We start from the raw sequence: 13,297 nt of genomic DNA, 5'->3' as shown, positions 1-13,297 counted from the left end.
CTCACAGTTCGTGACGCTCCATCATCTCGGGGATAACGCAATCCCATCCGAGCCGGTCCTGGATCCGGACCCGCAAGGCGTCGGACGCATGGGGCTCGCCATGGACGATGAAAGTCTTGCGTGGCGGCCGCTTGATCCCGGCCAGCCAGCGCAGGATTTCCTCGTAATCAGCGTGGGCCGAAAGCATCGGCAGGGTAGCCACCTCCGCGTTGATCGGAACCCACTGGCCATGGATTTTCACGTCCTTGGCACCTTCGACCATCGACCGACCGCGGGTGCCGGCCGCCTGGTAGCCTGAGAAGAGTATGGTGTTGCGGCGATCCGGACCGAAGGCCTTGATGTGGTGCAACACCCGGCCGCCCGTCGCCATCCCGCTGGCCGCCAGGATCACTTTCGGCATGGGACTGACGGTGATCTTCTTCGACGCCTCGACATCCCGCACATAGGTCGCGATCCCGCACACGGCCTCGCAGACGTCGCGTGGCATGCGATGATCCCCCAGGTGCGCGCAGAGGAGGTCGGTCGCGTTGATCGCCATGGGGCTGTCCATGTAGATCGGCACCAGGCCGATGCGGCCCGCCTCCTTCAGTTGCCAGAGATGGTACAGCAGCGACTGGGCGCGACCGACGGCGAAGGTCGGGATGACAACTGTGCCGCCCCGCGCGGTGGTTCGCTCGATGACGTCTCCCAGGGCCTGAGTGGGGTCGTGCGGATCGTGGAGGCGGTCCCCGTAGGTCGACTCGACCACGACGTAGTCCGCCTCCGTCACCGGCTCCGGATCGACCATGGTGGCGTCGCCGTACCGGCCGAGATCCCCGGAGAACAGAATCCTCGTTCCGTTCCAGGTCACCTCGGCCGTCGCGGCCCCGAGAATGTGCCCGGCCCGACGCAGCATGAGGGTGGCACCGCCCGGCAAACGGACCTCTTGCTGGAAGGCCGTGGAAGAGAAACGCTCCACGGCGCGCTCTGCATCGTGCACGCCATAGAGGGGTAGCGCAGGCTTGTGCTTTGCATAGCCATACCGGTTGGCGTTCTCGGCGTCCTTTTCCTGGATATGACCGCTGTCCCGCAGGATGATCTCGGCGACGTCCCGCGTCGCCGCGCTGGCCAGGATCGGTCCCCGAAAACCGTCCTTGACCAATTTCGGCAAATAGCCCGAATGGTCAAGGTGGGCGTGGGTGAGGACGACGGCGTCGATGCTGGAGGGCTTGATCGGGAACGGATCCCAGTTCTGCTCGCGGAGCTTCTTCAGACCCTGAAAGAGACCGCAATCGACGAGGATACGGCGGCCATCCGATTCCAGCAGATGCTTGGAACCGGTGACTGTGCCTGCGCCGCCGAGACTTGTGAAGGTGATCACGATGTTGCTCCTTGGTATGTCATGCGGGTTGCAGGATGCGGGGATGAGCCTTGCCGGCCACGGCAGCGGCCTCCTCGAGCGTGAGGACCTCGTGCTGGTCAATGCCCAGCAGTTCAGCCGCAGCGGCGACCGCGTGCGCCCAGGTGCAGCGGTTGGCGAATAGCAGGCCGGCCGTGTCGAGCGTTCCGCCGCGGCTCAGATAGCCGAGCGCCCGGGTGCATTCCGGCCCTCCGTCGAGGCGGCGCAACAGGCCAAGCATCGGTTCCGGGCGGGTGTGGGTGAGGATCAGACGGGGAAGACGCCGGGGAAAGAGTGCTTCGAGTTCCTCGTCCGAGGCTGCATGCGCAGCTTCGATCTCGTCCCTCGGGGCCCGGAACCGTCCGGGCTCGAGCAGGACCGTGACACAGGCGCGGCGACCGTTCTGATTGAGTCGCGCAGCTGCCGCCAGCGCCTCTCGCGCCTGGTAGGCGCCGACCGCAACGATCTGAATTTCGGCACTGTCGAGATCCCCCTCGATCAGGGCTGCGCCGCGTTCCCAAAGATCCAGAGCCCCCTCCCCGCTGAATGCCTGGGGCAAAAGCCGTTTGGGCGTGATCAGACAGGCGACCTCGCCGCGCCGACTGTAGACCCCGCTAAGCGCGGCAACGGCGCTGTTGGCGTCGACAGGGAACAGCACCCGGGCGGTGTCCGACATCTCTCCGAACAGGGCTTCGGCAAGCGTGGGATCCTGGTGCGACTGTTCGTTCTTGCCATTCTCCCAGGTGTGGGATGTGGCCAGGAGCGGGACGGCGATCCATTCCGGAACCTGGCCGCCCTCGCGCTGATGGCGTGCGAAAATGATCTCCTGGCGCAGAAGACCCAGCATTTTCACGGCAAACGCTTCGTAGCTCACGATGAGATTGAGACCGCCCTTGTTACCAAGCGCGGCACCCGCGACCGCCTCTTCATTGAGAGCGGTGATCACGGACCCGTCGATCGCCTCGGCGACGCCGGCTTCGGGTCGGTTCACCCTGTGGCGAAGCCGGTCTAGCGTGCGCCCCATGCCGTTGCTTCGAAGCTCGTCGGGATTGCCCAGGCGCACGCGCAGGTCCGGGTTGGCGTCGACGAGTTCCACGAACCAGTTGTCGATCGCCTCCATCGGCGGCCTCGGCCCGTCCGACCAATCCGGAACGGGCCTCATGGGCGCTGGCGGCACCCGCCGCGCGGCCGGATGGCTGCTTTCCAAAGGGCGGCGCTGCAGACTGTGGGTTGTGAGAGCCCCAAGGGCGGCGTCGAGTTCGCTTTCCTGCACGAACAGCGCCGCCGCCGCCGCGTTGAACGCGGCCCGCGCCTGCTCGCTGGTTCGGGGGTCGCCCTCCAGCGGCAGGTTATGCGCCCGGTTCGTACCGGCCCCGGGAAAGCCGAACCCCTTGACCGCCCGGGCGATCACATAGGGCAACGGCGCTGGATAGACCCGGTCCGGATCCGCCTTGAAGCGCGTCATCCGCTCTTCGGAGTCGAGGATGGCCCACGCCACCGCGGCTGGATCGTGTCCGTCGATCTGGACCGGGTCGAAACCGTTCAGCCGCAGGTGCCGTTCGAGCCAGCACGCGCCGCCGTCCTGGGCGATCTCCGTGCGTTCCTCGATGCGGCGCCCGTTGAGGATCATGATCGGCGTCGCCAGACCGCTGTCCTCCGCCCGCCACCAGCGCGGCGACCAGTCTGACCCACGCTGCTCCTCGAAAGCACCGTCGCTGAGAAAGGCGACCAGACTCTCGCCGGGCAGCGGGATGTGGACGTATTCGAGCTCGGCGAACCCGAGGTAGCCGCCCTCCGAGATGGCCCCGGCGGTGTCCGGCCCGGCGTGGCTGCCGAGCGGCGTGGCGGGTCGACCGTCGGCTCCTATGGCATAGCTGTAGAAGTCCGAAACGAGCTGGGACAGGCCGGCGTCCGAACGGCTGTAACGACCCTTCTGCCGCGGTGACACATCGCCGGTGAGGGCATTGACCGCCTCAATGGCGGCCACGCAGTGCCCCTGGCCCATGATCCACGACCGCGTGGTCCCGGACAGGGTGTTCGCCAGCAGATAGCCGACGAAGGCGGTGACCATGTTCAGTGATCCGCCGGTATGCCCCTCCGGAGGATCCTTGAAAGCCTCCGACGGCAAGGGGGCTCCCGACAGGTCGACCCGGCGTGCATAGGTCATGTGTGCCACAAGCCACATGCCGGCGCTCGCTAACCGATCGGCGGCGGCCACCAAGCGATAAACCGACTCCTCGTCATGCCAGAGGCCGCGGCGGACGAGGCGCTGCGCCATGTCTTCGACCCGGGCGACGGTTTCAGCACGTCGCGTCAGCGGCCCATACCCGGATTTCCACATATCGTCCCTGGTGTCCGACATCATCACGCCCTGCCACAAACAGGCGGCCATCCCGCCCGCTCCCGATATGACGCCCTCCCAGGGGATCGCTTACATCCTCACAGAGTGACGACCCGCAAAATGAATCGTGACGGTCGCGAACACCCATGAGTCACGGGCGGGCGTGACATGCGGCCAACGGTCTCCGTGCACTTCTGCCAAAGTGGGATACGTGGCTGGCTGAGAGTTGGACATAATCAGTCCCCTCCGCCCGAGTTTACAGATTGTCAGGAACGTCGGACGGCGACGGACGGCGCGCATCGCGGCTCCGCCGTCCCGCCCGCGAACAATCAACCCGGATGGCGCTCAAGCCAGGATTCCAGTTCCGCGACTTCCCGTGTCTGTGCGTCAATGACGGCCTGCGCCATACGGCGGGCTTCCACATCTGTCGCATCGCTCGCCAGAAGAGCCCGCGACATCGCGATGCCGCCCTGGTGGTGGGCGATCATCTTGCGCGCCCAGATCCGTTGGATGTTCACATCGGTCGCCATCATCATGGCGCGGTGCATGCCCATCTCAGCCTCAGAGAAGGCCGTCCGGGGCATGTTCATCCCCGGGGGCATGGCATGATCCTGGCCCATCATGCCGTGACCGTCGCCGGCGTGTGGCATGCTCATCCCGGCCATCGGCCGATCCGGCATCGCCGTTCCGGAGTCCGCGGCGGTGGCGGCGCACCCGGCGGCACCGAGGAGGGAAAGAATCGACAAGGCGACCGCAGGCCGCCTGACCGAGCGTTGAGTGACTTTAAACATGGAGGTGGATCCTTTGGATCGCGCCACCTGCCAACAGGACGTGACGTCCGGATCGCGGCGGCTTCTGTTCAACGAACACCGGCGTGCTTGGTTCAGTTCAGCTGTCAAAGCGCGCTTGCGGTCGAACGGGGACAGGGTGGGCCTAGCATCCGGGGCAGGCCGAGGCTGAGCACGACGCCAATCCCGGTCAATGTCGACATGATGACGAACGACGCACCGGGCAACCAGGCGACATCGTATAACAGGCCTCCCGCGGCCGAACCGACGGCCGCCCCCAGGCTTGCCGCGGCGGTTTGCCGGCCGAGTTGGGCCCCCTGCGCCCTGCCGGCCCGGCTGGATATCCAGTAGACCAGGATCGGCGTCAGTATGCCGGCGCTTGCCGCGACCGCCCCAATCACCGCGAGCATCCAGCTGAAGTTGGCGGCATGAGGCAGCAAAAGCAGCCCGATCGTCAGGACGACCAGGGCCGGCGCGATCATCCAACGGGTGGTTGAAGGTCTGACCCAGGGCGAGAACACCATGGCTTGCACCACGATCATCACCACGCTGCACTCCGTGAACATAAGAGCGATCTGGGTCGTGCTCATGCCCAGTTCCTGTTTGCCTCGAAGCGACAGACCGACCTCGAATACCCCAACCCCGGCGGCGACGATGAACGCCAGAATCAGCAGTTTGGGAATCAGCCAGCGACTTGCAGGCGCCGCGGTCGGGTCAGGCCTGCTCGCCTGTTCCCGGTGCCGGGTTCGCGGCAAGACGAAGACGGCGGCGCTGGCCACGGCAAAGGCGAGAACGGCGGTCGCGCCCAGCGGAAACGCCAGCGACCCCATCGGATCGCTACTCGAGACCAGGTCCGCGGCAGCGCTAGCGATGAACACGCCCAGCATTGGCCCCAGCAGGAATCCCGAGATGCCCGACAGGCTGACGAATGTCAGGCGGCGCGCCCGCGCCTCCTCGGTCGCCGCCAGATCGCCGATGGTGGCCAACGCAACCGGTGTAACCGCCGCCGCGAACAGACCGCTTAGCACCCGTTCCGCGTAAACGGCGACGAGGCTCTCAACGAAGGCGAAGACCAGCATGGTGGCGCCGAAACCCACAAGCCCGGTCAGCAGGATCACCCGGCGACCATATCTGTCGGACAGGCGGCCCCACATCGACGCGAAGAGAAACAGAGACAGCATGTAGAGGCCGGTCAACAAGCCGGTTGACCGGGAGATCTCCCCGGCCTCCGCCCCGGCGCCCAGCAGCCGCTCGATGATGAACGGCAGCAGCGGAAGAAGAACGCCGAAGCCCATAGACACGGTAAAGACCGCTGCCATGAGGACGGCCATCGTCGCGGTCGGTATGCCCGACGGAGCGAGGTCTTTCATGCGGCCGCCGTCGCCCCCGCCGTCGCAGACGTGGAGGCTGCGGGAGCCTCGCCCGGGCGGTGGATGCCGGTCAGCTTGGTCCGCTTCAACATCAAGGCGTTGATCGCCACAAGCGCCGAACTTCCGGACATGGCGATGGCGGCAATGCTGGGGCCGAGCAGGAAGGGATAGAGGACGCCGGCGGCCAGCGGGAAGGCGATGACATTGTAGCCGACCGCCCACCACAGGTTCTGATGCATCTTCCTGAGCGTGGCCCGCGACAGTTCGATGGCACCCACGACGTCGAACGGGTCGCTCTTCATCAGCACGATGTCAGCACTCTCCATGGCGACATCGGTGCCTGCGCCGATGGCGAAGCCGACGTCGGCCTGGGTCAGGGCCGGGGCGTCGTTGACGCCGTCACCGACCATCCCGACCTTCTTGCCTTGCGCCTGAAGTTCCTTGACCTTGCTCGCCTTGTCGCCGGGCAGGACATCGGCGAACACGCGGTCGATACCGAGCCCCTTGGCGATCCGTTCGGCCGTACCCTGGTTGTCCCCGGTCAACATGATCACCTCCACGCCGCGCGCGCGCAGCGCCTTGACGGCCTCGATCGCCGTCGGCCTCACCGCGTCGGCGATGGCGATGAGACCCACCAGTTTACCACCCACAGCGAGATGAACGACGGTCCGGCCCGCGCCCTGCAAGGCTTGGGACTTCGCGCCGAGATCGCCGAGGTCGATCCTGTTCTCGGTCATCAACCGCTTGTTGCCGAGCAACGCCATCTTGCCGCCGACCTTTGCCTGGGCACCCTTTCCTTCGATGTTGGTGAAGTCGGTCGCCTTGGGCGCCTTTACCTCGGCGGCCCGGCGCAGGATCGCTTGGGCCAGCGGATGATCCGATCCGGCCTCCACGGCCGCGGCCGCGGCCAACAGCTGGTCTTCAGTCGCGCCCGGGGCCGTAACCAGATCGACCACCTCGGGCTGTCCCATCGTCAGCGTGCCGGTTTTGTCGAAGATGATGACGTCCAGCTTGGTGGCCTCCTCCAGCGCCGATGCATTCTTGAACAGAATGCCGTTCCGGGCGCCGAGGCCGGTGCCGACCATGATCGCCATGGGTGTCGCCAGGCCCAGCGCGTCGGGACAGGCGATGACGAAGACGGTAATGGTCAGGCTGACGGCGAACAGCAGGGGCTGGCCGATGACCCAGAACCAGACCACGAAGGTCAGCAGTCCAAACAGGATCGCGGCCCAGACCAGCCATTGCGCCGCCCGATCGGCCAGCAGTTGCGACGGCGCCTTGGAGTTCTGGGCTTCCTGAACCAGCTTGACGATCTGGGCCAGAGCGGTGTCCGCGCCGACCTTGGTGGCGCTATACTGGAACGTACCGCTCTTGTTGATCGTCGCGCCGATGACAGTGTCACCAACGGACTTCTCCACTGGCATGGACTCGCCGGTCAGCATCGATTCATCGACCAGCGAGGCGCCTTCAAGCACCGTTCCATCGACCGGAATCTTGTTTCCCGGGCGGATCACCACCGTATCGCCGGACACGACCTCGGCGGTCGGCACTTCCAGTTCCTTGCCGTCGCGCAGGACGGTCGCCATCGGCGGTGTCAGGTCCATCAGGGCGCGGATGGCCTCGGAGGCCCCTGCCCGAGCGCGCATCTCGAGCCAGTGACCGAGCAGGATGAAGACCAGCAGGATGGCTGACGCCTCATAGAACTGCTGGCCGCCGTAGATGAAGGTGGAGCCGACGCTAAAGAAATAGCCCGTGCCCACGCTCAGGACGACGAGCACCGCCATGTTGGCGACGCCGTTCCGCAACGATCGCCAGGCCGCGACCACGAAGGGCCAGACTGGATAGAGGATGGCACCGCTGGCCAGGATAAACAGGACGAGGTCCAGCCTGAGGCCGAACGGCGGCGGAATCCGGATGAAGTCCATGCCCATCGGCGAGAAAACGAAGATGGGCACGCTGAACCCCAGCGCGATCCAGAACCGGTTGCGCATGTCGCGCACCATCGACTGCATGTCCTTGCCGGACCCGTGGCCCATTTCGTGGGCCATGGCGTCTTTCTGCGCCTTGCCCTGGGCCGCGTCCTTCCCCTTCGTCGTCGCCTGCTTGGCGGCAGAGGTTGTGCTCCCCCCATGACCCCCATGCGCGTCGGCAGTCGCGGGCCCGACACGCTCCGGGCCGCCCTTGGCCGGCGCGGGGTGGTCCTGGCAGACATGTTTGGGCAGGGATTCGCCGTCGCAGTGAAAGCCGCATGCCTCGATGGCGGTCCTGATCGCGGACAGGCTGGTCCTGGAGGCGTCGTAGGCGACCGTCGTGGAGCCGGAAACCGGGTTCACCGACACACGGCCGACCCCGTCGATACGGCCCAGTTGTCGCTCGATCCCTGCCGCCCCGAGGACCGAGAACAGATTGCCGACGTCGAGGGTGCGGGTGGTCATGACTGAGTTCCGTCCGGTGACGGAGCATCCGAAGGATGCCCCGAGCAATTGTCTGTGCGCCTTTCCTTGGACGTCACGGCCCAGGGATCGTTACGTCCAACCTGGGGCAGGCTTCTAGTTTGTCCGGGCCCCGGCCTCGGCGAACAGGCCGCCTTCGATGCCCATGGCCAGATCTGTTGCGGCGATTGAAAGGCGGCCCGATGTCTCGCGACCGTCGAGCGCCCTTATGGCGTCGATCGTTTCCGGCACCACGATCGCCTGATTGTCGACCATATAGGCGTAGAAGAGTTCATCGCCCTGTACCTTGAGCATGTCGGCCCAGAGCGCCACCTCATAGAGGTCGCTGCGAGATCGGCCCCGATCCCCCATCAACTCCTTGACGGCGTTGAGGGCGTCCAGACCGTACTCGTCCTTCATCAGCAGAATGCGGGACGAAGATCGCAGGGCATCCAGCACTTCTTCCTTGTCCGCCGGTCGGGTCATCTGGATCGACCAGTAGTGCAGATGGGCGATCGTCTCCGGAACCTTGACGGCCATAGTCACCACATCAAGGTCCGGATCGACGGTCTGGGCGTCGGGGCCCTGGTGACTGGGGATTTCGGGCTCCGGAACGAGGGTATTCATGATGCCGCCCAGGTGGCTTTCCCACGGATCAGTCGCGCGTCGAAGCAGGACGCCGCGGGCCCGGAGGAGCAATCCCGCGCGCTTGAGGGCACCCAGCGTCCGCACCGTCGCTGTGGTGTTGCAGGAGACCACCCGGGTCGACTGGCGCCCGACCGCCGTCTCGAAATTGGCCTCCGCGACGAAGGAATGGCCGGTGACCGCGTGCTTCTCTCCGCCCTGCAGGACGAACTTCAGTCCCCGGCTCCGGTAGAGCGGGACGTTTTCGGCCGCCACCCGCTTGGGGGTGCAGTCGACGATGACATCGACCTCGTCCAACAGATCGTCCAGGCGGCCGGCAGTCGGCGCGCCCGCCACGTGGAGCTCATCCAGCGCCTGGGCTGTGGCGGCGAACAGCGGCACGCCCGAATCCTGAAGGACACGGGTGCGCCAGTCGGTCGTGACGTCTGCGACCCCCACCAGGGTCATGTCCTTCTGGGCCCGGACCGCATCGGCGACCCGTTTGCCGATTACGCCGTATCCATTCACGGCGACCCGGGTTGGTCTGGTCATGGCAACACCTCTCCAGTTCGATCACAAAACAGGCGACGAACCGGCCGCGCATTGATGCACATCAAGGCGTAGCCGCGCCAGCGCATGAAAGTCTGGAACGATGTCGGATGGGACGGGATGTCCGACGCATATGATCGAAGACACCACATCATGGCTAGAGATCTGCGGATTCTGACTGCGGTCATCTTAAGTCGCAATTCAGCGCTCAAGTTCGCAAAGTCTTTCCGGAGCGCCTCCCTTGGGGGCGCTATAGTGTATACTACATATTTGCGAAACACGTCGAATTCGATGACGCTTACTCGGATCTGTTCAAGTGCCCTCATGGATCGACTTGCTTCAAGGTGGCGCTGGATGGGGCAGTATTGGTTTTTTGGCCAGTTGATTTGGAGGTGTGGAATTGCTCCGCATCAAACATATAGTCTCGTGTAAGGGGAGCGGCGGACACTCGCCGCGCCAACTGAATCTGGAACACCATTAGGCCACCGACGCGGAACGCAGCTTCGCAGACGGCGAGATAATATTCCCACATCCGGCAAAACCGCTCGTCATAGAGGGCGGCGGCTTGTGCGCGCCGGGCCTGGAAGCGTTCGGACCAGCGCTGCAGGGTCTCGGCATAATGCAGCCGCAGAATCTCCACGTCAGTCACCCACAGATCGCTCTTCTCAACACTGGCCAATACCTCAGACAGCGATGGGCAATAGCCGCCCGGGAAAATGTACTTGTCGAGCCAGGGGTCGGCGTCGCCCGGTGGATTGCGGTGGCCGATCGCGTGGATCACGGCCAAGCCATCCGGCGCGAGCCGGCAACGGATCACGTCGAAAAATTCGCTGAAATGCGGTTCCCCGACATGTTCGAACATGCCGACGGAGACAATTCGATCAAAAGTGCCTGAAGAATGTCGATAGTCTTGCAGGTGAAATCGCACGCGATCATCCATTCCCTCGTCGTGTACGCGCTCTTGCGCAACAGCCAGTTGCTCCTGCGACAGGGTGAGTCCATCGACCTCGACCCCATGACGCCGCGCAAGGTCGAGCGCGAGCCCTCCCCATCCCGAACCGATGTCGAGAACGCGAGCACCAGGTTCGAGGCAGAGCTTCGCAGCGATGTGCCGCTTCTTCTTGAACTGCGCCTCGTCGAGGGTTTCATCGCCAGTCTGGAAATAGGCGCAGGAATACTGAAGGTCGTCGTCGAGGAAGAGTTTGTAGAGCTCTTTCGACAGGTCGTAGTGATGAGCGACATTGACGCGCGCGCGCTCGACCGGATTGCGGCGCTGAAGCTTCTGGACCGGCGCGGCGAAAGCGCGAACCGTCTGAGCCTCTTTGGTCAATGTCTCGGCCGCGGCGACCGCGATAAGGAGAAAGTCGCGCAACGTGCCTTCCTGCACGAGGAGGCCGCCGTCCATATAAGCTTCGCCCGTCCGAAGACTGGGGTTGGCGAGCAATCGGGCCGGTTCGTCGGGATTGGTCAGCCGCACGGTCGCGAAGGGTGCCTCGCCCGTACCGAACACATGGCGCCCATCCCAAGGATCGACGACGACGAGCGTACCGTATTGAACCGCCCGTTCCAGCACCTGGGCCAGCACAGTGAAGGCAGCCCGATCTGGCAAAACAGCGCGCAGGGCTCTTTTCAGCATCAGGTGGTCTCTCCTTGACTGTCGGATCGGCGACGGGATTTCACTAATCAGACGGCGGACTCACCGGTGCATTACAGTCGCGGTATGCAAAAATCGTTGGAGCGAAATCGCGGGGCGAGTCGCAAACGGTCCTGGGCATTCAGGCGGCCTGGGCCATTTCGCAACCTACGATGCCGTGGACTTTTCGGCTCTCAATTGTTGGCTGTCCGACAGGAACACCCCGTCCTCTTTTTGAAGAGGATTCGCCGACCGTATTCGAACAGCTTGTAAACGATCAGTCCTTTGGGAACCTGACCTGCCCCTGAGAACGTCCTCCACTCGGCGCTAGAGGCCGGGGAGCAGATGATCCACCCCGACCTCGAGCACTCGGAGCTCGGATGATTGACCTCGACGGCCTACGCCAGAACGCTAACCGAGCGCTCCTCGAAGGTTCAATGCGATCGGCATTGGCGCGGCAGTTCAAATGTACCGAGGATCAAGCAGGCAGACGACTGAAAGCTGCTGCAACAGTCAGTTATAGGATTCGCCGCATCAACACGTTGGCTCGCTAAGAGACACCAAACGAGCAGGATTAAGGTGGCTCCGGGCTCGACGGGCAGCCCGAGCATGCCTCCCTCAACAGAAGGCCTACGCTCCAGCCGACGACCGAGTGTAAGCCTGCCGGTTCGCAGGCGTCTTACCCTTCAGGCAGCGCGCTGGTGCCAGCCAAATGACCGATTGGGGCCCATTGCCATGAGTACGAAGACGAAGACGAAGACGGAAGTATCTGAAAAATCCACCTACAAGGCAGACCTAAAGGCGGCTCAAATTCAGCTGACCCGCCTGCAGAACCAGATCATCCGGGACGGCCTGAAGGTGCTGGTAGTGCTGGAAGGCCGGGACGCCTCAGGAAAGGATGGGGCGATCAAACGGATCATCCGCCATCTCAGCCCTCGCGAAACCCGGGTGGTTGCGCTCGATCCCCCTTCTGATCGTGAGCGGCGCGCCTGGTATTTCCAGAGATATGTGGCGCACCTGCCAGTGTCGGGCGAGATGGCCCTGTTCAACCGCAGTTGGTACAACCGCGCCGGCGTCGAACACGTCATGGGTTTTTGCACCGACGAGGAATACGAAGAATTCCTGATCACCACACCGTTGTTCGAGAACCTCCTCGACCATTGCGGCGTCAAACTCATCAAATACTATCTGGACGTCTCCAAGGATGAAGAACGCCAACGCCTACGCGCGCGGGCGGAGGATCCCTTGAGCCAGTGGAAGAAGAGCGACATTGATCGTGTCGCGATCAAGCGATGGGACGACTACACCGCCGCGCGCGACGTCATGCTGGCCCGCACCAATTCGCTTATCTCGCCCTGGACCATCGTCAGGGCCGATGACAAGCGCGCCGTACGGGTGGCGCTCATTCGCGACTTGGTCTCGCGCTTCGAGTTCGAGGGAAAGGACAGCCCGCCGGCCGATCCTATGGTCATCTCGAACTATCACGACCCCGACGGGCTGGCCAAGTAAGACGGCGCTCGTGCCATCCTGTGCTCTAAAGCCAGCCGAGTCGCTGGCGCTGTCCAGTTCGCTCGCGCGCCCCGTGCGGCTCGGCGCGGACCGATATCTTTGGCCCCTCGCGCTACTTCGGCCGACCCAAATGACTGTCGGCTGGCGCGAAGTTGCCGAAAAGCGCCGGCGAGGCCTCGGAACCGCGGCAAGGAGCGCCCCGGCAGTGATCGGCCCCAAGGGCAGCGCCTATGTCCTGGACTGCCACCATAGTTTGTGCGCCCGACAACAGCAGGGCGAAACGGTCGCAGCGGTTCATATTGTTGAGGACCTGCAGCACCTGCCTCACGCTGCTTTTTGGCGACGGCTGGATCACCTTGGTTGGTGCCGACCTTATGATGCCAACGGCCAACGGCGCGATTTCCGCCACATGCCAGAACGCTTGATGGACCTTGGTGATGATCCTTTTCGAAGCCTGGCCAGCGTCCTCCGCCACCGGGGTGGATTTAGCAAGTCCGCAGGCCTTTTTAGCGAATTCCGCTGGGCCGATCACCTTCGAACGCACATTGCTCAGGCGCTAGTGGAGCGAGATTTCGAGACGGCAGTTAAGACCGCGCTGCAACTTGCTCGCCGCCCGGAAGCCGCTGGCCTTCCTGGTTCCTTTGGCTAGACAAAAGGATCGAAGATTTTTCCA

Annotated in this window: 9 protein-coding genes; 2 read left to right on the top strand and 7 right to left on the bottom strand. The window is 64.0% G+C overall.

Annotation, left to right across the window (positions count from 1 at the left end; all coding sequences use genetic code 11):
- Position 1: 1 nt before the first annotated feature.
- The 7 genes from AAC050_RS00720 to AAC050_RS00690 all read right to left on the bottom strand — a co-directional run bounded on the left by AAC050_RS00720 (position 2) and on the right by AAC050_RS00690 (position 11,118).
- On the bottom strand, positions 2-1,360 hold the full coding sequence (locus AAC050_RS00720) for an MBL fold metallo-hydrolase (protein ID WP_339913130.1): 1,359 nt from the start codon (positions 1,358-1,360) through the stop codon (positions 2-4).
- Positions 1,361-1,379: 19 nt separating this feature from the next.
- Complete coding sequence (locus tag AAC050_RS00715) at positions 1,380-3,743, bottom strand: xylulose 5-phosphate 3-epimerase (RefSeq protein WP_339913237.1); 2,364 nt, start codon at positions 3,741-3,743, stop codon at positions 1,380-1,382.
- A 305-nt stretch (positions 3,744-4,048) separates the two neighbouring features.
- On the bottom strand, positions 4,049-4,384 hold the full coding sequence (locus AAC050_RS00710) for a DUF305 domain-containing protein (protein WP_339913129.1): 336 nt from the start codon (positions 4,382-4,384) through the stop codon (positions 4,049-4,051).
- Between the two features lie 230 nt (positions 4,385-4,614).
- Positions 4,615-5,877 carry an MFS transporter gene (locus AAC050_RS00705; RefSeq protein ID WP_339913128.1) on the bottom strand — a complete coding sequence of 421 codons (1,263 nt, stop codon included), beginning with the start codon at positions 5,875-5,877 and terminating at the stop codon, positions 4,615-4,617.
- Positions 5,874-8,312, bottom strand: a complete 2,439-nt coding sequence (locus AAC050_RS00700) for a heavy metal translocating P-type ATPase (RefSeq protein WP_339913127.1) — start codon at positions 8,310-8,312, stop codon at positions 5,874-5,876. Before AAC050_RS00700 ends, AAC050_RS00705 begins: the two co-directional genes overlap by 4 nt.
- Before the next feature lie 114 nt (positions 8,313-8,426).
- A complete protein-coding gene (locus AAC050_RS00695) occupies positions 8,427-9,485 on the bottom strand; it encodes a type II glyceraldehyde-3-phosphate dehydrogenase (protein ID WP_339913126.1) in 1,059 nt (352 codons plus the stop codon).
- Between the two features lie 319 nt (positions 9,486-9,804).
- Positions 9,805-11,118 (bottom strand): cyclopropane-fatty-acyl-phospholipid synthase family protein, encoded by a 1,314-nt coding sequence (locus tag AAC050_RS00690; RefSeq protein WP_339913125.1) that lies wholly within the window; start codon positions 11,116-11,118, stop codon positions 9,805-9,807.
- A 717-nt stretch (positions 11,119-11,835) separates the two neighbouring features.
- Between AAC050_RS00690 and ppk2 the strand changes: the two genes are divergently transcribed.
- A complete protein-coding gene (ppk2, locus tag AAC050_RS00685; protein ID WP_339913124.1) occupies positions 11,836-12,624 on the top strand; it encodes a polyphosphate kinase 2 in 789 nt (262 codons plus the stop codon).
- 10 nt (positions 12,625-12,634) lie between these two features.
- Positions 12,635-13,273: a ParB-like protein gene (locus AAC050_RS00680; RefSeq protein ID WP_339913123.1), complete on the top strand. Its 639-nt coding sequence runs from the start codon at positions 12,635-12,637 to the stop codon at positions 13,271-13,273.
- The last annotated feature ends 24 nt before the right edge of the window (positions 13,274-13,297 follow it).

The organism is uncultured Brevundimonas sp. (genome assembly GCF_963974615.1).
Classification (GTDB): Bacteria; Pseudomonadota; Alphaproteobacteria; order Caulobacterales; family Caulobacteraceae; genus Brevundimonas.
Note: the sequence above shows the minus strand (reverse complement) of the source record. Positions and strands in the feature narration are given on the sequence as shown.